A 19,859-nucleotide genomic window follows, 5' to 3' on the forward strand; every position below is an offset into this window, starting at 1 on the left:
GACGCGTGCTGCGCAAAAAGCGCATGCAACTGCTTCTTTTTTCGGATGCCTGTCGGATCGACGATAGCGTCAACCGATAGAGAAAAGGAGCACCCTCATGAAACTGTTCAGCATGATCCGCCTCGTTCTGTGGAGTTTCTTCGGCGTACGCAACAGCAAGGCGCACGCGTCCGATCTCGCGAACGTCAACTTCACGCTGCTGCCGTTCGTCGCGATCGTGCTCGCGGTGCTGGTCGGCGCGGTGATCTACGGCGTCGTCCATCTGGTCGTCGATCCGACGGTGACGATGCAGGGGTTCTGAGTCATCACTGTTGCGCGAGCGCGTCGTCGCTCGCGTTTCGCTTTGCATCGCGTGACGGGTGCAGTGCGTGTTCGGTTGTCTTCTCCATCCTCCGCGGTTCTATCCGATTCCCGGCCTTCAGCCCCGCCCGGGGTAAAATGCGCGCCACGCCGCGATGTCGCGCGCGACGGGCATGCCGCCGTTCCGACCCACGGCGCACGCAAACGCCCGGCGCCCACCCCGCGGCGTTCGAAGCGTCCCCCGCATGACAAGCCGCGCGAGCCAGCCGGCCGCCCGACACGTACCCGATCCACGGATCGGCGGCCGCGTGGGCGTCCGGCGCGTCACCGGCATCCGCTGTCCCATCCTGCGCTTTTCCGATCGTTCGGCACGCATGCGGCCGGATCGTCCGATTCGTCCGGTGAATGTCGTGTCGACGTACGTGCCCGGAGGCGCGCCGGGGCCGGCGCGGGATCATGCGCGAGGGCGCGCTTCGCAGCTGCATAACGTGTTTCGTGTTGCGTGTTGCGTGTTTCGACAGGGTCGAGTGGCGAGTTTTCCATCCAGAACAATGACGGTAAATAGAACAACAGCGTCGCCCGCACGGCGGCGGCGCGCGAAGGTCGGGCTTGGCGTCGGTCTCGGCATCACGCTGTTCGCGGCGCAGGCTGCTGCGGCACAGGGCGACGCGCCGGCTGGTTCGGACGCCGATGCGCCGGGCAGCACGGCGCTGCCGACGATCACGGTCACCGGCGCGCGTGAGAACACGTTTCGTGCGCGCGAAGCGTCGGTCGCCGGGCTCGACGACGCGCCGCTGCGCGACACGCCGGCGTCCGTCAACGTCGTCACGCGCGCGCAGATCGACGACCAGCAGGCGAAGCGCCTGAGCGACGTGGTGCGCAACGACGCATCGGTCGTGAACGACTACGCGCCGGTCGGCTACTACGAAGGCTTCGCGATCCGCGGCTTCCCGGTCGATCTCGCGAGCGCGATCCGGATCGACGGGCTCACAGTGTCCGGCGAGCAGAACGTGCCGCTCGAGAACAAGGAGCGCGTCGAGATCCTGAAGGGGCTGGCGGGCATCGACAGCGGCGTGGTCGCGCCGGGCGGCGTGATCAACTTCGTGACGAAGCGCTCGGCGAACGTCGCGAGCGTGACGGCCGGCGTCGACAGCCGCGGCTCGACGTCGGCGGCCGTCGATCTCGGCCGCCGCTTCGGCCCCGACCATCAGTTCGGCTTCCGGATCAATGCCGCGAAGGAGAACATGCACTCGACTATCGACGGCACGAACGGACGACGCACGTTCGGCTCGATCGCCGCCGACTGGGACATCAGCCCGCGCGCGAGCCTGCAGCTCAACGCCGAATTCCAGCAGTGGATCCAGCGTTCCGCGCCCGGCTACCAGTTGCTCGGCGGCACGGTCGTGCCGTCCGTGAAGACGACGTCGAAGGCGCTCGGCACGCAGCCGTGGGCGAAGCCGGTGACGACCGACGCGCTGAACCTGAACGCGCGCTTCGACTATCAGTTCAACGACGACTGGAAGGCCTACGTCGCCGCGGGCCGCAGCCGCACGATGATCGACGACAACAGCGCGTTCGCGTACGGTTGCTCGTATGCCCCAAGCTGTGCGGCCGGCACGACGTCGCCGTTCTTCTTCGGCGCGAACGGCGACTACGACGTGTACGACTTCCGCAGCCCGGGCGAATACCGCCGCAACGACGACCTGCGCGCCGTGACGACGGGCAAGTTCGCGACGGGCCGGCTGCGTCACGAGCTGACGCTCGGCGTGAGCGTGCAGCGCCGCGTCGTGCACATGGCGAACGCCGTGTACGACTACGTCGGCAGCGAGAACATCTACGGGCCCGACGTCGCGTTCGCGCCGTCGCCGAACACGGCCGGGCCGTCGTATCCGCAGCTCGATTCGTGGCAGTACGGCGTGTTCGGGCTCGACCGCATCAGCATCGGCGAACACTGGCAGGTGCTCGCGGGCGGCAAGGAAGTGCTGCTGCGCCAGCGCAGCTGGGACAGCCTCGACGGCGACGCGACCCACACCGACCGCTCGGTGTTCCTGCCGCAGGTCGCGCTCGTCTACAAGCCGGTGAGCGTGCTGTCGCTATACGCGTCGTACAGCAAGGCGCTGTCGCTCGGCGACCAGGCGCCGGTGCGCGCGACCAACGCGTATGCGTTCCTGCCGCCGGTCGAGTCGCACCAGGTCGAACTCGGCGCGAAATACGACTGGCTCGACCGGCTGAGCCTGACGGCCGCCGTGTTCTCGATCAGCAAGCCGTTCCAGTTCGCCGACCCCGATGCGTCCGGCACGCGCTACACGTTCGTGCAACGCGGCACGCAGCGCCACCAGGGGATCGAGCTTGGCGCGGCCGGACGCGTGACCGAGCGGCTCGGACTGACGGCCAGCGTCGCGGCGATTCGCGCGCGCGCGTACGATTCGGGTTCGCCGGCGTACGAAGGGCACCAGATCATCAACGTGCCGGCGCTGCGCGCGTCGCTGTATGCGGATTACGCGGTGCCGGGCGTCGCGGGCCTGAACATGCTCGGCGGCGTCGAGTACAGCGCGGGCCGCAACGCGAACGAAGAGGGCACCGCGCGCGTGCCGTCGTGGTTCGTGTTCAATCTCGGCGCGCGCTATACGACGAAGATCGGCGGCCATCGCACGGTGCTGCGCGTCTCGGTGGACAACCTGTTCAACACGTTCTACTGGCGCGACGCGGGCGAGCAGCAGGGCGACGCGTACCTGTTCCCGGGCGCGCCGCGCACCGCGCGCGTGTCGTTGACCTATGATTTCTGATCGTCCGGATCCGGCCGCGTGACGCGCGGCCCCGGCAGCCAACCAGGAGCGTACCGACAATGTCCCCCCTCGAAATCGCCGGCGTGATCGTCAGCGCGCTCGCGATCTGGCTGACCGCGAAGCGGCGCATGCTGTGCTGGCCGGTCGGGCTCGCGTCGGTCGCGCTGTACGGCTGGATCTTCTTCGACGCGAAGCTGTATTCCGACATGCTGCTGCAGGGCGCGTTCGCGGTGTTGCAGGTGTACGGCTGGCGCCGCTGGATCGCGCAGCGCACGCTCGAGGCGAGCGGTGGCGCGGCGCAAGGCGACGTGGCGCCCGTCACCGGCGTGCGGCCGCGGCAGATGCTGCCCGACCTGATCGCGGCGGTCGTCGGCAGCGCACTGCTCGGCGGGATGATGGCGCGCTGGACCGATGCTGCGCTGCCGTTCGTCGATGCGTCGCTGACCGCGTTCAGCCTCGTCGCGCAATACTGGACCGCGCGGCGCTACATCGCGTCGTGGGGGCTGTGGATCGTCGTGAACGTCGTGTACGTCGGGATGTTCGTGTTCAAGGCACTGTATCTGACGGCCGGACTCTATGCGCTGTTCATCGCGCTGGCCGTCATCGGCTGGCGCGACTGGAGCCGGACGGCCGACGCGCTGCGCGCGACGGCGAGCCCGGCAGGCTGATTGACTACGGAGCAACGTCGTTCATGACATTCCCTCTCGAGCCGGACGCACCTGCCTCGCGTGACGCTGTCGACACGCGGGACGTCGCGCCGCCGCAATTCGGTGTCGACGGCGAGCAGGCCGAACGCGACTGGCCGCTGATGACGCACGACGAAGTCGCGGGCGTGCTCGGGCGGATCGAGGGTATTGGCGCGCCGGCGCAGCTCACGTGGCACAGCCCGCGGCCGTTCTCGGCGGCCGTGCTGGTGCGTACGACGGACGGGCGCGCGCTGTTCGTCAAGCGTCATCACGTGAGCCTGCGCGACGCCGCCGCGCTCGAGGAAGAGCATCGTTTCATCGCGCATCTGCGCGAACGCGGGACGCCGGTGGCGGACGTGCTTGCCGGCCGCGATGGGGCGACCGCGTTCGCAGCCGGTGACTGGACCTATGAAGTGCATGTGGTCGCACCGGGTGTGGATGCGTATCGCGGCGTGATGTCGTGGAAGCCGTTCACCCATGCTGCGCATGCGTATGCGGCCGGTCGCGCGCTGGCCGAACTGCATCGCGCGTCGGCCGGTTACGACGCGCCGGCGCGGCCCGTGCGCACGCTGCTGTCGAGTTTCCGCGTGCTGTCCTCCACCGATCTGGCGGGCGCGCTCGAACGCTGGGTCGATGCGCAGCCGTTGCTGGTGCGGGCGCTCGGCACGCGCGACTGGCGCGGTGATGTCGCGACCGTGATCGGCCCGTATCATGCGCGCCTCGTGCCGCTGCTGCCCGCGTTGCCGCCGCTGTGGACGCACGGCGACTGGCATGCGTCGAACCTGCTGTGGACCGATGCCGGCCCCGGCGCGCAGGTGCGGACCGTGCTCGATTTCGGCTTGTCGGATCGCACCTGTGCGGTGATGGACCTCGCGCTCGCGATCGAACGCAATACGGTCGACTGGATGGCGCCGGCCGATGCGCGCCGTGTCGAGTACGAACAGATCGATGCACTGCTCGACGGCTACGAATCGCTCGAACCGCTGGGCGACGATGCGTATGCGGCGCTGATGGCGATGCTGCCGATCGTGCATACGGAGTTCGCGTTGTCGGAAGTCGCGTATTTCGGCTGCATCGTCAATGCGCCGGACATCGTCGACATCGCGTACGACGGTTATCTGATCGGGCATGCGCAATGGTTCGGCGAACGCGACGGGCAACAGTTGCTCGACTGGCTGGTGCAACGCCGGCGCGCGAAGCCGGGGCGTGCGTGACGCGCGTGCGCGTGCCGGAGCTTTCCGCGCGCATGCCGACTGCCTGAGCTTCATCTTCCTGCCGTGCGGCGATCTCGCCGCACCTTCACCGAAACCGTCTGAACGCCGAAGCGGGGGGGCTGCTGCCGCGGGGCGCCGCACGCCCGGACGTGATAGGAGCACGCACAGCGCTTTCTTTGGAACGAATGGTTTGTTGCTTATGGGGGCGCTGCGCATAGAATGCGTTGTCCCGACGACGAGAGGTGCACGATGGATCAGGATCAGTGGAACCAGGTGGATGCGTATTTCTCCGCGACGCTCGTGCCGTCCGACGACGTGCTCGACGCCGCGCTCGCGGCGAGCGCCGCCGCGGGGCTGCCCGCGATCAACGTCGCGCCGAACCAGGGCAAGCTGCTGCAACTGCTCGCGACGATTCGCGGCGCACGGCGCATCCTCGAAGTCGGCACGCTCGGCGGCTACAGCACGATCTGGCTCGCACGCGCGTTGCCGCCGGGCGGGCAGCTCGTCACGCTGGAATTGAATCCCGACCACGCGCAGGTCGCGACGCGGAACATTGCGCGCGCCGGGTTCGCGCAGGCCGTGTCGGTCGTCGTCGGCAGCGCGAAGGACAGCCTCGCACGACTCGTCGAGGCGGGCGAGGCGCCGTTCGACTTCGTCTTCATCGATGCGGACAAGGACAACAATGCCGTCTATCTGGACGCCGCGCTGAAGCTGTCGCGGCCCGGCACGGTGATCGTCGTCGACAACGTCGTGCGGAGCGGGCGCGTGGCCGATCCCGACAACCATGAGCCGGACGTCGTCGGCGTGCGCGACGGGTTCGCGCGGCTCGTCGCCGAGCCGAAGCTGTTGACGACCGCCGTGCAGACGGTCGGGCTGAAGGGTTGGGACGGGTTCTCGATCTCGATCGTCGGCGGATGAGCGCGCCGACGCCGGTGCATCAGCGCGTCGTGTCGGTCGGCCCGGCCGTGCGATACAACCGCGGCCACTGATCCTGGAACAGCCCGTTGCAGGCGCCGTGCATCGCGACGTCGTTCAGCACGAAGCGCCGGCCGTCGAACACCCATGACGCGCTCGACCCGCAATCGCCGGCGCCGCGCACGCGGTCGAGGCTCGACAGCGTCGCATGCGCGGGATCGTAGCTTGCTTCCGTCAACTGGTTCGCGAACGACGCCGGGTCCAGCCCGGCGCTCGCGTGCTCGCCGAAGTCGAGCGGTGTCGGCGCGTACGGTGCGCTGCGATGCACGCGATACCACAGGTCCGTATGGTTGTAGGCGCTGCTCGTCTGGCACGGAATCGACACGATCGCGTCGGTGGCCGAGATCGCGATGGCCGATGCCGTCTTGCGTCGGTCGCGCGTCGACATTTCGTCGCCGGCATCGGCCACGCAACGCTTCACGTTGCCGCCGAATTTGTCGAACACCGCGTCGACGAGCGGACGTTGTTCGGCGGGGGTGAGGTCCGCCACGCGCGGCGCGGGAACGGGCGCGGGCGGCAATGCCGGCGCGGCGGGCACCGACGATGCGGGCCGCGTGCCCTTGCGCAGCAGCGCGGTGGTCGTGCCGATGCGGCCCTGCGTGTCGTCGATTAGCAGCAGCGCGGCATTGAGCCCCGACAACGACACGCGCGGTGTCTTCGCGGCGGCCGGATCGCCGAAACTGACCCTCTGCGCGTTGTGCGAGATGGTCAGCCACGCGTCGACGGTCGTCGGGTCGCTGGTGCGGATGTGGAACGGATAGACGTCGTCTTCGTCGCCCGTCTTCGCGACGGCGTGCCACTCGGCCGGCACCGCGTCGAATGGCACGCCGTCCGCGCGCGCGGTGCGCAGATCGAGCGGCGCCGATGCGAAGATTTCGAGCACCGGGCGCGCATCGGCACCGGCATCGCGCGTGAGTCGCACGATCATGCTGGTGTGCGTGTCGTCGATGTCGTCGTTGCCGCCCTCGGCGATGCAGCGATTCGCGTTGTCGCACACGACCGACCAGTTCTTGAAATCGCGCGCGACCGAATGTTGCGCGGGATCGTGCGCGGCGGCGGAGAGCGACGCGGTGAGCAGCATGACGGCGACAGCAAGCGGGAGACGACGAAACATGACGGTTCGTATCGGCGTTGACGGGGCGAAGGGTGGATGTCCGGTTGCAAGCGCATCGTAAGCGCGCGATGCGGATCGGGCGCGGCCGGACAGCATCGAGTATACCGCTGCTACGGTGACGATTCGTCTGATGGTGGCCGAGCGCAGGCGGATAGGGAAACGGCGCGATGCCGGCGGGCACCGCGCCGTTCGTTTGTCGACGGGCGTCGCTTCCGTTGCGCCGCTATCCTTTCACGCACACCACCTGACGCAGCGTGTGCACCACTTCGACGAGGCTGCGCTGCGCCGCCATCACCGCATCGATGTCCTTGTAGGCCATCGGGATTTCGTCGACGACGCCCGCGTCCTTCCGGCACTCGACGCCGCGCGTCGCGTTCGCCTGGTCGTCGACCGTGAAGCGGCGCTTCGCCTCGGTCCGGCTCATCGCGCGGCCGGCGCCGTGGCTGCACGAACAGAAACTCTCCGGATTGCCGAGCCCGCGCACGATGAAACTTTTCGCGCCCATCGAGCCCGGAATGATCCCGAGTTGCCCCTTCTGCGCGGATACCGCGCCCTTGCGGGTCACGAGCACGTCCTCGCCGAAGTGGCGTTCGCGCTGCACGTAGTTGTGGTGGCAGTTCACCGCGTGCTCGTCGACCGAGAACGGCTTCGCGATCACGCCGCGCGCCGCGCCGATCACCGCATCCATCATCGCGTGCCGGTTGCGGCGCGCGTAGTCCTGCGCCCAGCCGACCGCCTCGACGTAATCGTCGAAGTGCCGGCTGCCCTCGGTGAAATACGCGAGGTTGCGATCCGGCAGGTTCGCGATGTGCTGCCGCATGTCGGCTTGCGCGAGTTCGATGAACAGGCTGCCGATCGCGTTGCCGACGCCGCGCGACCCGCTGTGCAGCATGAACCACACGCAGTCGGCCTCGTCGATGCACACCTCGATGAAGTGGTTGCCCGTGCCGAGCGTGCCCAGGTGCGCGTAGTGGTTCGTCCTTTCCAGCTTCGGATACCTGGCGACGATCCGCTGAAAACCCGGCAGCAGCGACTTCCACGACTCGGTCACGGCGGCCGGCGTGCGCTCGCCCCAGGCACCCGGATCGCGGCGGCCCGGCACGCGGCCGTGCGGCACCGCGCGTTCGATCGCGCCGCGCAGCCCGCCGAGCGAATCCGGCAGGTCGGCGGCCGTGAGTGTCGTGCGCGCGGCCATCATCCCGCAGCCGATGTCGACGCCGACCGCGGCCGGGATGATCGCGCCCTTCGTCGGGATCACGCTGCCGATCGTCGAGCCCTTGCCGAGGTGGACGTCCGGCATCACAGCGACGTGCCTGAAGATGAACGGCATCTGTGCGGTGTTGCGCAATTGCGTGCGCGCGTCGTCCTCGACCGCGACGCCTTGCGTCCACATCTTCACCGGCTTGCCGTTCGCCAGTTCCATCACCTGAAAATCGTCGTGACTCATTTGCATCACCTGCGAACCTGCCGGTGCCGCAACCGGGATCGAGCATCCGGTGCCGCGCCGTCTTGCGACATGCGTGCGTCAGCGCTGCTGCACCGCGACGCGCAACCCGAGCGCGATGAAGATCGAGCCGATGATCTTGCCCTGCCAGCGCGTGAGCCACGCGAGCCGCTTCACGAGGCGGCCGAGCGGGCGGATCGAGTACGCGATCAGTGTGGTGTAGAGCGAGCTCAGCATGACGAAGATCAGCCCGAGCACCGCGAACTGCACGAAGGTCGAGCCGCGTTCCGGATGCACGAACTGCGGCATGAACGCGAGGAAGAACAGCGCGGTCTTCGGGTTCAGTACTTCGGCGGGGATCGCCTGCAGATATGCCTTCAACGGCGTGACGAGCGACACCTTCGGCAGCGACGGATCGGACGGCCGGTCGAGCAGCGCGCGCACGCCGAGATAGAGCAGGTACGCGGCGCCGGCCAGCTTCACGACGTTGAACGCGAGCGCCGACGTCATCAGCAGCGCCGACAGCCCGACCGCCGCGAACAGCGTATGCACGAAATCGCCGCTCGCGATGCCGAGCCCGGTCAGGATGCCGGTCTTGCGGCCGCCCTGCACGGTGCGGCTCAGCACGAGCAGCACGGCGGGGCCGGGGATCAGGAACAGGCCCAGGACGACGGCCGTGAAGGTGGTCAGCGTGGTCAGGTCGAACATGGCGGCTCCAGCGAGATTGGCGCAGCGGCGGGGGATCGACGCATTGTATTCGGTCCGGCGCGCGGCTGCCGACGCCGGCCGGGAGCCGCGCAGCCGCAACGGGGCCTTGCCGGTATGAGCACGAAAGGCCGCACGGGCACGCCGTCCGGGCCGTGGTACGCGAGGAAATGGAAATATTCTGGCGTTTTTTGTGAAAAATCGCCGGAATATCGGCATTGTGCCAATCGGCCGATTCCGCACCGGACGCGGTTTGCACGGGACGCGCGGTGTCGCTTCGCGCTGCAGTACGCATTGGGGCTCGTCCGCCCGCACCCCGTCACCCGCCCAGTTCCCCCGCCAGGAAATCCACGAACGCCCGGATCCGCGCGGACATCTGATGCCGCTGCGCATACACGGCATAGATATCCGCGCTCGGCGTCTCGTAGTCCGGCAGCACGACGACCAGCCGCCCGTCGGCCAGGTAGTCGCGGATATCCCATTCCGCGCGCATCAGGATCCCGTGTCCGTCGAGCGCCCACTTCACCGCGATCTCGCCGTCGTTCGTCGTCAGGTTGCCGTTGATCCGCACAGCTTCCGTGTTGCGCGCCGCGCCGCGCCCGCTCGCCAGCCGCCAGATCCCGTATCCCTCGTCCCCTTGCCGGATGCCGATGCAGTTGTGCCGCGTCAGCTCATGCGGCGTGCCGGGCGTCCCGTGCCGCGCGAGATAGGCGGGCGCCGCGCACAGCAGCCGGCGGTTCGGCGCGAGCCGCCGCGCGACCACACGCGTGTCGGGCGGCTCGCCGAAACGGATGCACACGTCGAATGCGTCGTCGGTGAGCGGCGGCGGCATCACCGACAGCTGCAGCTGCACCGACACCTCCGGATAGCGTGCGACGAAGCGCGAGATCGCCGGGCCGACATGGCTGCGGCCGAAGCCGAGCGTCGCGTTCACGCGCAACAGCCCCTTCGGCCGCTGCTTCGCGCTGCCGAGCAGCTCGCCCAGCTCGTCCATCTGATCGAGGATCCGGCGCGCGTAGTCGAGATAGACGTCGCCTTCGGGCGTCAGCATCATGCGCCGCGTCGTGCGGTTGACGAGCGTCACGCCCGCGCGCCGTTCCATCTGCGTGAGCCGCTTGCTGACGGCCGCCGCGGTCAAGCCGAGTTCGCGCGCGGCCGCGCTCAGGCTGCCTGCCGCGGCCAGCGTCGAGAAGAAGCCGAGATCGGCGGGCTGGACGGTTTCCGCCATGACGGGATTCATGAATTAAAGTTAAAGATGCTTTGAGTATAGCGCCGGTTACAGCAATTCCGGTTCGGTAAAGTGCGTTCACGCTCACGATCAATCGAGGATGTCAGCATGAAGACCTACCGTATCGCGACCATTCCCGGCGACGGCATCGGCAAGGAAGTGGTGCCTGCGGCCAAGCAGGTGCTGGAAGCACTGGCGCGCGGCAGCGACCGCTTTGCGTTCGAGTTCGAGGATTTCGACTGGGGCGCCGATTACTACCGCCAGCACGGCGCGATGATGCCGGCCGACGGTCTCGACGCGCTGCGCGGCAAGGACGCGATCCTGTTCGGCTCGGCGGGCGACCCCGACGTGCCCGACCACGTGACGCTGTGGGGCCTGCGCCTGAAGATCTGCCAGGGCTTCGATCAGTACGCGAACGTGCGGCCGACGCGCATCCTGCCCGGCATCGACGCGCCGCTGAAGCGCTGCGGGCCGGACGACCTGAACTGGGTGATCGTGCGCGAGAACTCGGAAGGCGAATATGCCGGCGTCGGCGGCCGCGTGCACCAGGGTCATCCGATCGAGGCCGCGACCGACGTGTCGATCCTCACGCGTGCCGGCGTCGAACGCATCATGCGCTTCGCGTTCCGGCTCGCGCAGTCGCGTCCGCGCAAGCGGCTGACCGTCATCACGAAGAGCAATGCACAGCGTCACGCGATGGTCATGTGGGACGAGATCGCGAAGCAGGTCGCGCAGGAATTTCCCGACGTCGCGTGGGACAAGGAGCTCGTCGACGCCGCGACCGCGCGCATGGTGAACCGCCCGGCGTCGCTCGACACGATCGTCGCGACCAACCTGCACGCGGACATCCTCAGCGATCTCGCGGCCGCGCTCGCCGGCAGCCTCGGCATCGCGCCGACCGGCAACCTCGATCCCGAGCGCCGCTATCCGTCAATGTTCGAGCCGATCCACGGCTCCGCGTTCGACATCATGGGCAAGGGGCTCGCGAATCCGGTCGGCACGTTCTGGTCGGTCGTAATGCTGCTCGAGCATCTTGGCGAGACGACCGCGGCCGCGCGCGTGATGCAGGCGATCGAGGCCGTGACGGCCGATCCGTCGCTGCACACGCGCGACCTCGGCGGCAGCGCGACGACCGCGCAGGTGACGGCCGCCGTGTGCGAGCGCGTCGCGCACGCGGCGGTCGCGGCCTGACGGCGGCGACGACGTTGACGCCCACGGCCGCGCGCGTGCGTTGCCGTTCGCCGTCGATTCACCGCCCCCGAATTTTTTGCCCGCGACTCGCGCATTCGACGCGAGCCGGGCGCCCGCGCACACGCTTCGTCGTGACGCCGGCCGGTACCCGCCGGGCGCGCGCAAGCAGCGCACGGCTCGACCTCGAAGGAGGAGACACATGCAAGCGGATCTGGAAACCCGCGTCGCGCGGAAACTGATGTGGCGCATCATTCCGTTCGTGATGCTGCTTTACTTCGTCAGCTTTCTCGATCGCGTCAACGTCGGCTTCGCGGCGATGACGATGAACCAGGCGATCGGCCTGTCGCCGACCGCGTTCGGGCTCGGCGGTGGCCTGTTCTTCATCGGCTACTTTCTGTTCGAAGTGCCAAGCAACCTGATTCTCCATCGCGTCGGCGCGCGCATCTGGATCGCGCGCGTGATGATCACGTGGGGCATCGTGTCGGCGGTCTCCGCGTTCGCGGCCGGGCCGACGAGCTTCTACGTGCTGCGCTTCCTGCTCGGCATGGCGGAAGCCGGCTTCTTCCCCGGCATCATCCTGTACCTGAGCCTGTGGTTTCCCGCGAAGCAACGCGCGGTGGCCGCCGCGTGGTTCATGGCGGCCGCGCCGATCTCGACCGCGATCGGCTCGCCGCTGTCGGGCGCGATCATGCAGATGCCGCCGCTGTTCGGGCTTGCCGACTGGCAGATGCTGTACGTCATCGAAGCGCTGCCGGCGGTCGTGCTCGGCTTCGTCGTGCTGAAGTGCCTGTCCGATGCGCCGTCGAAGGCCGCATGGCTGCAGCCGGACGAGCGCGACTGGCTGATCGCGAAGCTGAAGTCCGAAGCCGACGCGCGGCACACGCATGCCGGGCATACGGCCGGCGCGTGGCAGGCGCTGCGCGACCCGCGCGTGCTGGCGCTCGCGCTGATCTACTTCGGCACGTCGGCGGGGCTTTATACGCTTGGGCTGTGGGCGCCGCTGATGGTCAGGCAGTTCGGCTTCACCGCGTTGCAGACGGGCCTGCTGACCGGCATTCCGAGCATCGCCGCGGTCGTCGCGATGATCGGGTGGGCGCGGCATTCGGATCGCACCGGCGAGCGTACGTGGCACGTCGTGATTCCGTGCGTGCTGGCTTGCGTCGGCTTCGTGTTCGCGGGGCAGGCGAGCACCGCGCTGTTGACCGTGCTCGCGCTGGTCGTCGTCAACATCGGGATCAGCGCCGCGAAGGCGCCGCTGTGGGCGATGCCGAGCGCGTTCCTGTCGGGCGCCGGCGCGGCCGCCGGGATCGCGATGATCAACTCGATCGGCAACCTCGGCGGCTTCGTCGGGCCGTTCGCGATCGGCTGGCTCAAGCATGTGACGGGTGGGTATGCGGCGGGGCTGTATGTGGTCGCGGGGACGCTCGCGGTGTCGGCGGTGGTGACGCTGATGTTGAGCCGCAAGGGGGCGCGCGAGCAGGTCGTGTCGGGGGTGCGGCAGCATCATTGAAGGCGGCGCGCGATTTCCAGCGCGCACGCATCGACCGACGCCCCCGACGTATCGATCACGCAATCGCTGAACTCGCGCGCCGCATACCCTTCGCGATACATCTCGGCGATACGTTGCCGCTCCCATTCCGTCAGCGCCCGCGTGCCGCGATTCGACGCCGCGACTGCTTCGGGCGGCGCGAGCGTCACGACGAAGAGGCGCGCATCGCGGGCGTCGCAGGCCGCGCGCAGCCGCTCGAATTCCGTTTCGCCGATCGGATAGGCGATCACCAGATGGCGTTCGCCCGCGTGCGTGATCTGCGTGACGAGACGCTCGAGCGCGATCGCCCATTGCACGTCGAACGGTGCGTCTTCCGGTGCATCGTGATCGTCGCCGTCGACGAAGCGTGTATCGGGCAACACGCGTGCGAGTGCGTGGCCGATCGTCGTCTTGCCGCTGTTGATCGGGCCGTTCAGGTGGATGACGGTGAGAGGACGCATGACAAATCGCAGGAACCGGACGACTCGCAGCATGCCATGACGGGCGCGGCGGTGCAGTGCCGTTGGTGCGTCACGCGACGCGATGGCAGAGGGAAAGCGGAAGGGCGGGGAAAGGCGGGAAAGGCCGGAAGGAGCGGCAGGCTGCGTGCTCGACAGTCTCGCACGCAGCCTGCCCGGCCGCGCCGCATGCGGAGATGCGGCACGGCGTCGAGCGAATGACTTACTTGTCGTCGCCCTTGATCTGCGGCAGCGCCGACGTTTCACCCGGCGTCAGCAGCCCGACTTGCGAATACACGCGCAGCTTGTCGCGCGTATCGGTGATGTCGAGGTTGCGCATCGTCAGCTGACCGATACGGTCGCGCGGCGAGAACGTCGATGCGACCTTCTCCATCGACAGGCGTTCGGGCTGATACGTGAGGTTCGGCGACTTCGTGCTCAGGATCGAGTAGTCGTTGCCGCGGCGCAGTTCGATCTTCACTTCGCCGGTGATCGCGCGCGCGACCCAGCGTTGCGCGGTTTCGCGCAGCATGATCGCCTGCGGGTCGAACCAGCGGCCCTGGTACAGCAGGCGGCCGAGGCGGCGACCGTTCTCGCGGTACTGCTCGATCGTGTCTTCGTTGTGGATGCCGGTGACGAGACGCTCATACGCGATGTACAGCAGCGCGAGGCCCGGGGCTTCGTAGATGCCGCGGCTCTTCGCCTCGATGATGCGGTTCTCGATCTGGTCGCTCATGCCGAGGCCGTGGCGGCCGCCGATGCGGTTCGCCTCGAGCAGCAGCTCGACCGGATCCTTGAACTCGACGCCGTTCAGCGCGACCGGCTGGCCGTTCTCGAAGCGCACCGTCACTTCCTCGGCGGCGATCTTCACGTCGTCGCGCCAGAACGCGACGCCCATGATCGGGTTCACGATCTTGATGCCGCTTTCGAGGCTTTCCAGATCCTTCGCCTCGTGCGTCGCGCCGAGCAGGTTCGAGTCGGTCGAATACGCCTTCTCGGCCGACATCTTGTACGCGAAGCCGGCCTGGTTCATGAATTCTGACATTTCGGCGCGGCCGCCGAGTTCGTCGATGAACGTCTGGTCGAGCCACGGCTTGTAGATCTTCAGGTCCGGGTTCACGAGCAGGCCGTAGCGGTAGAACCGCTCGATGTCGTTGCCCTTGTACGTGCTGCCGTCGCCCCAGATGTTGACGCCGTCTTCCTTCATCGCGGCGACGAGCATCGTGCCCGTCACGGCGCGGCCGATCGGCGTCGTGTTGAAGTACGTGACGCCGGCCGTCGTGATGTGGAACGCGCCGCTTTGCAGCGCCGCGATGCCTTCGGCGACCAGCTGCGCGCGGCAGTCGATCAGGCGGGCGCCGGCTGCGCCGTATTCGATCGCGCGTTTCGGGATCGCGTCGTAATCGTCTTCGTCGGGCTGGCCGAGGTTCGCCGTGTATGCGTACGGGACGGCGCCCTTCAGTTTCATCCAGTGCAGCGCGGCGCTGGTGTCCAGGCCGCCGGAGAAGGCGATACCGACCTTCTGGCCGGTCGGGAGGCTTTCGAGAATCGTGCTCATAGGAATTACCGTGGATTGAAGCCGGTGGGATCGTATTTCGCGGAATATGCGAGTATCGGCTGTCCGGGAAGTTGGGGCAAGACCTGATTTTCGCGCCAATACGTCGGTGGGCCCGTCGCGACGGGCCTGGCGGCCGGTTAACCGGCCGGAGAATCCGGCCTGAAACACGCCCGCACGGCGGTCGAAGCCGGCGGGAACGCGCCGGCGCGCCGGCCCGGTTTACAGGGCCGGATCGGCCGTCCGCGGGAGCCACCGTCGTCAGGATGGTGGCTCAGCGCGAACGAAAGGTAATTGAAATGTTCGCCGGCGCCGCCCGGCATCCGCCGGCCTTCGGCTTCGGATTCAGATATTCCACGCCTGCGCGGTATCGAGCAGTTTCTCGCGCAACTGATCCACTTCGCCGGCCAGCTTGGCCGTGATCGACACGTAGCCGGACAGCTGCGGCGGTGCCGCGTCGTGCGGCGCGTCGGCCGGCCGGCGGCGCGCTGCGAGCCGGCTCGGCGTGCCGAACTTGAGCGCGCGGCTCGCGCCGACGAGCGTGTCGCGGATGCGCCGGTTCACCGCCTTCATCCCGGTGCGCATGTATTCGCGGGCGGCCAGGTCGTCCCGCGCCGGCACCGTGCTCGACAGGATCTCCAGGTAGCCGATGCACAGGCGCAGGCCGCGCTGGATCGCCTCGAGCTGCGTGACCGGGATGTCGCATTCCTTCGACACCGACGGCATCAGCGAGCGCAATTGCACCAGCAGCGCGCTCAGCGCGGCCATTTCCTTCAGGTGCGCATCGTCGCTCACGTGGCGGTCGCCGGCGAGCCGCGCGTGCACGGCCGCGCACGCGCGCAGCGCGTCGGCAAGCTTGTAGCGCCACGAGTAGGTCGCATAGAGCGGCAGCGCGAACGAGAACGCCAGCGCGATCGCGATGCCGGTCAGCACGTTCACGGCGCGCCACAGGCCGTCGACGATCTCGTTGTCGCCGTGCCCCGCGACGATCACCATCGTGATCGCCGACAGCAGCGCGATATAGCCGGCCTTGCCGATCGCGTGATACGCGCAGAAGCCGCACGCGATCGCCATCAGCAGGTAGATCGCGACCGGCGCGTGCAGGAACGAGTAGAGGAGGATCAGTCCGAGCCCCGCCAGTGCGCCGATCGACGTGCCGAGCGCGCGCTCGGCCGCCTTCTTGCGGATGTTGCCGTGGTGCTGCAGCCCGCCGACGACGATCAGCACGGTGATCGTCGACCATTCGCCATGCGGCACGCGCAGGCCGGTGGACAAGCCGATCGATACGAGGATCGCGAGCGCGACGCGCGCCGCATGAATGAGCTTCGCGTGCCGGTAGCGGCGGTACGGGTCCAGCAGCGGACGGAGCGCGTGGCGCAGGAGCGGTGACAGTCGGGCAGGGAACTGGGCGGTCATGACGGAGCGGGGATGGCCGGGGGGCGGCCGGCGGGGTGGCCCGAATACGCGCGGGCGGCCTGCGCGGGCCGGCGCCGCGCCGCACGCGCAGCTGACGTAACGCTAGCCGAACGCGCGCGGGCTGTCCACGGCGAGGCGGCCGGCGGCGAGGCCTGGCCGGCCGCCGCGTCACGCGTCGGCCGTGCTCGCCTCGGCGTTCGCCACGCGATTGCGGCCGCCGGTCTTCGCGCGATACAGCGCTTCGTCGGCCTGCCGCAGCAGCGTCGCGGCGTTCACGCGCCCGCCGGCGGCGGTGGCCGCGCCGATGCTCGCCGTCACGTGTCCGTACTGGCTGCGGCGGTGTGCGATGCCGAGCCCGGCGATCGCGCGCCGGATCGCTTCGGCGACGATCGCCGCGCCCTGTGCATCGGTGTCGGGCAACGTGACGACGAATTCCTCGCCGCCGTAGCGCGCGACGTGGTCGCTGGCGCGGCGCAGGCAGCTCAATGCGGATTGCGCGACGCGGCGCAACACGTCGTCGCCGGCCAGGTGGCCGTAGTCGTCGTTGAACGCCTTGAAATGATCGACGTCGACGAACAGCACCGACAGCGGGCGGCCGCTGCGCGACGCGCGCTGCGCTTCCTTCGCGAGCACCGCGTCGAACGTGCCGCGATTGTCGAGGCCGGTCAGCGAATCGGTGCGCGCGAGCCGGTACAGCTTCGATTCGGCGATCTGCCTGCGCGTGAGTTCGCGCGACAGCGCGAGCGAGCCCCACGCGATGAACACGGTAAACAGGCCCATCAGCACGGCGGCCCAGATCGTGCGATGGCGCCACGATCGGTAGATGTCGATCTCGGCGGGCGCGACGTCGACGACCAGCGGCAGATGCGCGAGATGCTTGTAAACATAGATGCGCCGCACGCCGTCGATCGCGCCGACGCCGGTCAGCGCGCCTTCCCTGCTGCGCTGTGCCTCGATGAAGAGCGGCGAGTCGTGAAGATCGAGGCCGACCACGCGCGCATCGTACGGCAGGCGGGACACGAGCGCGCCGTTGTCCTCGACGATCGCCGCGCTGCCATGCCGGCCGACCGCGAGACCGTCGAGCAGCGCGCGGAAGTAGTCGATGCTGAGCGTGCCGACGACGATCCCGCCGAAGCTGCCGTCGGCCAGCGTGATCCGGCGGCTGAGGGCGATCGTCAGTGCGCCGCCGCGCAGCCGGGATGCATAGGGCCGGCTGATGTAGAGGTCCTGCGCGAGCCGGTCGCGATGGACGGTGAAATACGCGCGATCGGCGAAATTGCCTTGCCGCGGCGGCGACGCGCTCGAATCGATCACGATATTGCCGTGCGCATCCATCACGAAAATGGCGCCGAGATACGGGCCGCTGGCCGCGCGGTCGAACAGCAGCCGGTGACGCTGGCGCGGCGGTAATGCCATCAGTTCGGGATCGGCCAGGCCGTCGACGACGTTTTGCAGCGACAGATCATACAGTTCGATATTGCGGGAAATATCGCGCTCGATCAGCAGCATCAGATTGCGCGCATTTTCGACCGCATGGTCATGCGCGTCCTGCCGCGCCTCGATTAAAAGCGACGTGGAGAGCCCCCAGCTGAACAGCAGCAGCACGATGCCCGCGACGAGTACGCCGCGGGGCGACAGAATGCGTGCCACGACCGACGTGGTGTGGCGGCGCAGCGCAGCGAGCAGCGGGTGTGACTTCATCCTCGGGAAAGGGGCGGGGCGGCGGATATTGGCGCGGCGACGATTCCGCGCGCTGATTATTTCGAATTAAACCGTATTATCTCGCGAATTCCCGATTCGCGCCGCGCGATGCAAAACATGCATGCCTCGCCAATCGCGTTTGAATCGGTTACGCATCATTACCGTGTTTCGCCTCGCCGATTTGACTTAAATCAATTTTCAGTGCCGGGGTTTTGTCTGAATATTGGGCGCGGGTCGATCGAATTGGCGTATTAATGCGCAGGCGCCGTGCGCGATGGCGGGGCGTTCGGATCCGAGCGGCCCCCATGACGAATCAGGTAGAATCCGCGCTTCGCCGCAGGCGCCCGGCGCGCAACGCGTATCGGGGCCGCATCGAAAGCATCGCAGCAGGCGGCGCGCGGCGCCCCGATTCCGCATGCGCCGGCTCCGGATGCCGGCTCGCTCAACGTTCGTCTCGTTTATGTCCGCAATTCCGAATTCCGACCCACCCGGTTCGTCCGCGAACCCACCCAAGCTTCATCGCGCGCTGAAGGCGCGCCACCTGACGATGATCGCCATCGGCGGCTCGATCGGCACGGGCCTGTTCGTCGCGTCCGGCGCGTCGATCTCGCAGGCCGGCCCCGGCGGCGCGATGCTCGCCTACATGATGATCGGGCTGATGGTCTATTTCCTGATGACGAGCCTCGGCGAGATGGCCGCGTTCATGCCGGTGTCGGGCTCGTTCGCGACCTACGGCTCGAAATTCGTCGACGAAGGCTTCGGCTTCGCGCTCGGCTGGAACTACTGGTACAGCTGGGCCGTGACCCTCGCGGTCGAACTCGTCGCCGCGCAGCTCGTGATGAATTACTGGTTTCCGCACGTGCCCGGCGTCTGGTGGAGCGCGATCTTCCTCACGCTGATCTTCGCGCTCAACGCGCTGTCGGTGCGTGGCTTCGGCGAGGCCGAATACTGGTTCGCGCTGATCAAGGTGCTGACCGTGCTCGCGTTCGTCGGCGTCGGCCTGCTGATGATCTTCGGGATCATGCAGGGCGGCCCGAGCGCGGGCTGGGGCAACCTCACGATCGGCGATGCGCCGTTCGCGGGCGGCTGGGCGACGATGCTCGGCGTCGCGATGATCGCGGGCTTCTCGTTCCAGGGCACCGAAATGATCGGCGTCGCGGCCGGCGAATCGGAGAACCCGCGCACCACGATCCCGCGCGCGGTCAGCCAGATCTTCTGGCGGATCCTGCTGTTCTACGTGTTCGCGATCTTCGTGATCGGCGTGCTGATTCCGTACACCGACCCGAGCCTGCTGAAGAGCGACGTGACCGACATCGGTGTCAGCCCGTTCACGCTCGTGTTCCGCCACGCGGGCCTCGCGTTCGCGGCCGGCGTGATGAACGCGGTGATTCTGACGGCCGTGCTGTCGGCCGGCAACTCGGGCATGTATGCGTCGACGCGGATGCTCTACAACCTCGCCGTCGAAGGCCGCGCGCCGAAGCTGTTCGCGAAGCTGTCGCCGGGCGGTGTGCCGCGCAACGCGCTGTATGCGACGACGGCCGTCGGCGCGCTGTGCTTC

The 19,859-nt window shown here is 68.0% G+C and carries 16 protein-coding genes; 8 read left to right on the plus strand and 8 right to left on the minus strand.

All coding sequences use genetic code 11. The annotated features are described in order from the left end of the window. Positions 1–97 precede the first annotated feature (97 nt). The 5 genes from ACTJKF_RS15665 to ACTJKF_RS15685 all read left to right on the plus strand — a co-directional run bounded on the left by ACTJKF_RS15665 (position 98) and on the right by ACTJKF_RS15685 (position 5,904). The gene (locus ACTJKF_RS15665; protein WP_006750787.1) at positions 98–301 is read left to right on the plus strand and encodes a DUF2970 domain-containing protein; all 204 of its coding nucleotides are present in this window, start codon (positions 98–100) and stop codon (positions 299–301) included. Positions 302–851: 550 nt separating this feature from the next. Further along, positions 852–3,086, plus strand: coding sequence for a TonB-dependent siderophore receptor (locus ACTJKF_RS15670; protein WP_440624424.1), 2,235 nt, complete (start codon positions 852–854; stop codon positions 3,084–3,086). A gap of 59 nt (positions 3,087–3,145) precedes the next feature. Continuing rightward, entirely contained in the window at positions 3,146–3,754 is a 609-nt protein-coding gene (gene pnuC / locus ACTJKF_RS15675) for a nicotinamide riboside transporter PnuC (protein WP_440624425.1), read from the plus strand. 23 nt (positions 3,755–3,777) lie between these two features. Further along, positions 3,778–4,986 carry a phosphotransferase enzyme family protein gene (locus ACTJKF_RS15680; protein ID WP_440624426.1) on the plus strand — a complete coding sequence of 403 codons (1,209 nt, stop codon included), beginning with the start codon at positions 3,778–3,780 and terminating at the stop codon, positions 4,984–4,986. Between the two features lie 249 nt (positions 4,987–5,235). Further along, positions 5,236–5,904 (plus strand): O-methyltransferase, encoded by a 669-nt coding sequence (locus ACTJKF_RS15685; RefSeq protein ID WP_440624427.1) that lies wholly within the window; start codon positions 5,236–5,238, stop codon positions 5,902–5,904. 19 nt (positions 5,905–5,923) lie between these two features. On the opposite strand, the gene ACTJKF_RS15690 is transcribed toward ACTJKF_RS15685, so the two are convergent. From ACTJKF_RS15690 to ACTJKF_RS15705, 4 genes are all read right to left on the minus strand, one after another. Then, positions 5,924–7,075, minus strand: coding sequence for a DUF1176 domain-containing protein (locus tag ACTJKF_RS15690; RefSeq protein WP_440624428.1), 1,152 nt, complete (start codon positions 7,073–7,075; stop codon positions 5,924–5,926). A 223-nt stretch (positions 7,076–7,298) separates the two neighbouring features. After that, positions 7,299–8,522, minus strand: a complete 1,224-nt coding sequence (locus tag ACTJKF_RS15695; protein WP_440624429.1) for an RtcB family protein — start codon at positions 8,520–8,522, stop codon at positions 7,299–7,301. A 78-nt stretch (positions 8,523–8,600) separates the two neighbouring features. Further along, the gene (locus ACTJKF_RS15700; RefSeq protein WP_440624430.1) at positions 8,601–9,227 is read right to left on the minus strand and encodes a LysE family translocator; all 627 of its coding nucleotides are present in this window, start codon (positions 9,225–9,227) and stop codon (positions 8,601–8,603) included. 316 nt (positions 9,228–9,543) lie between these two features. Then, positions 9,544–10,452, minus strand: coding sequence for a LysR substrate-binding domain-containing protein (locus ACTJKF_RS15705; RefSeq protein WP_440624431.1), 909 nt, complete (start codon positions 10,450–10,452; stop codon positions 9,544–9,546). A 108-nt stretch (positions 10,453–10,560) separates the two neighbouring features. Here ACTJKF_RS15705 and ACTJKF_RS15710 point away from each other — a divergent pair, with 108 nt between their 5' ends. Together ACTJKF_RS15710 and ACTJKF_RS15715 are read left to right on the plus strand one after the other, a co-directional pair. After that, positions 10,561–11,643, plus strand: a complete 1,083-nt coding sequence (locus ACTJKF_RS15710) for a tartrate dehydrogenase (protein WP_440624432.1) — start codon at positions 10,561–10,563, stop codon at positions 11,641–11,643. A gap of 199 nt (positions 11,644–11,842) precedes the next feature. After that, positions 11,843–13,153 carry an MFS transporter gene (locus tag ACTJKF_RS15715; protein ID WP_440624433.1) on the plus strand — a complete coding sequence of 437 codons (1,311 nt, stop codon included), beginning with the start codon at positions 11,843–11,845 and terminating at the stop codon, positions 13,151–13,153. On the opposite strand, the gene ACTJKF_RS15720 is transcribed toward ACTJKF_RS15715, so the two are convergent. The 4 genes from ACTJKF_RS15720 to ACTJKF_RS15735 form a co-directional block, all read right to left on the minus strand. Further along, positions 13,147–13,632, minus strand: a complete 486-nt coding sequence (locus ACTJKF_RS15720) for a shikimate kinase (protein WP_440624434.1) — start codon at positions 13,630–13,632, stop codon at positions 13,147–13,149. The two genes, ACTJKF_RS15715 and ACTJKF_RS15720, sit on opposite strands and share 7 nt — an antisense overlap. 220 nt (positions 13,633–13,852) lie before the next feature. Continuing rightward, positions 13,853–15,187 (minus strand): argininosuccinate synthase, encoded by a 1,335-nt coding sequence (gene argG / locus ACTJKF_RS15725; protein WP_440624435.1) that lies wholly within the window; start codon positions 15,185–15,187, stop codon positions 13,853–13,855. A gap of 342 nt (positions 15,188–15,529) precedes the next feature. Then, the gene (locus tag ACTJKF_RS15730) at positions 15,530–16,600 is read right to left on the minus strand and encodes an FUSC family protein (protein WP_440624436.1); all 1,071 of its coding nucleotides are present in this window, start codon (positions 16,598–16,600) and stop codon (positions 15,530–15,532) included. Between the two features lie 168 nt (positions 16,601–16,768). Beyond that, complete coding sequence (locus ACTJKF_RS15735) at positions 16,769–18,301, minus strand: sensor domain-containing diguanylate cyclase (RefSeq protein WP_440624437.1); 1,533 nt, start codon at positions 18,299–18,301, stop codon at positions 16,769–16,771. Between the two features lie 460 nt (positions 18,302–18,761). Here ACTJKF_RS15735 and ACTJKF_RS15740 point away from each other — a divergent pair. Continuing rightward, positions 18,762–19,859: amino acid permease (locus tag ACTJKF_RS15740; RefSeq protein WP_440624438.1), on the plus strand; the 1,098-nt coding region annotated here is incomplete at its 3' end.

Source organism: Burkholderia sp. 22313 (assembly GCF_052045245.1).
Taxonomy (GTDB): domain Bacteria; phylum Pseudomonadota; class Gammaproteobacteria; order Burkholderiales; family Burkholderiaceae; genus Burkholderia.

Bases quoted from the DNA above. Each gene is read 5' to 3' on its own strand.
- ACTJKF_RS15690 (WP_440624428.1), bottom strand. From the start codon at position 7,075: ATGTTTCGTCGTCTCCCGCTTGCTGTCGCCGTCATGCTGCTCACCGCG.
- ACTJKF_RS15695 (WP_440624429.1), bottom strand. From the start codon at position 8,522: ATGAGTCACGACGATTTTCAGGTGATGGAACTGGCGAACGGCAAGCCG.
- ACTJKF_RS15670 (WP_440624424.1), top strand. From the start codon at position 852: ATGACGGTAAATAGAACAACAGCGTCGCCCGCACGGCGGCGGCGCGCG.
- ACTJKF_RS15710 (WP_440624432.1), top strand. From the start codon at position 10,561: ATGAAGACCTACCGTATCGCGACCATTCCCGGCGACGGCATCGGCAAG.
- ACTJKF_RS15680 (WP_440624426.1), top strand. From the start codon at position 3,778: ATGACATTCCCTCTCGAGCCGGACGCACCTGCCTCGCGTGACGCTGTC.
- ACTJKF_RS15715 (WP_440624433.1), top strand. From the start codon at position 11,843: ATGCAAGCGGATCTGGAAACCCGCGTCGCGCGGAAACTGATGTGGCGC.
- ACTJKF_RS15685 (WP_440624427.1), top strand. From the start codon at position 5,236: ATGGATCAGGATCAGTGGAACCAGGTGGATGCGTATTTCTCCGCGACG.
- pnuC (WP_440624425.1), top strand. From the start codon at position 3,146: ATGTCCCCCCTCGAAATCGCCGGCGTGATCGTCAGCGCGCTCGCGATC.
- ACTJKF_RS15720 (WP_440624434.1), bottom strand. From the start codon at position 13,632: ATGCGTCCTCTCACCGTCATCCACCTGAACGGCCCGATCAACAGCGGC.
- ACTJKF_RS15705 (WP_440624431.1), bottom strand. From the start codon at position 10,452: ATGGCGGAAACCGTCCAGCCCGCCGATCTCGGCTTCTTCTCGACGCTG.
- argG (WP_440624435.1), bottom strand. From the start codon at position 15,187: ATGAGCACGATTCTCGAAAGCCTCCCGACCGGCCAGAAGGTCGGTATC.
- ACTJKF_RS15730 (WP_440624436.1), bottom strand. From the start codon at position 16,600: ATGACCGCCCAGTTCCCTGCCCGACTGTCACCGCTCCTGCGCCACGCG.
- ACTJKF_RS15735 (WP_440624437.1), bottom strand. From the start codon at position 18,301: ATGAAGTCACACCCGCTGCTCGCTGCGCTGCGCCGCCACACCACGTCG.
- ACTJKF_RS15700 (WP_440624430.1), bottom strand. From the start codon at position 9,227: ATGTTCGACCTGACCACGCTGACCACCTTCACGGCCGTCGTCCTGGGC.
- ACTJKF_RS15665 (WP_006750787.1), top strand. From the start codon at position 98: ATGAAACTGTTCAGCATGATCCGCCTCGTTCTGTGGAGTTTCTTCGGC.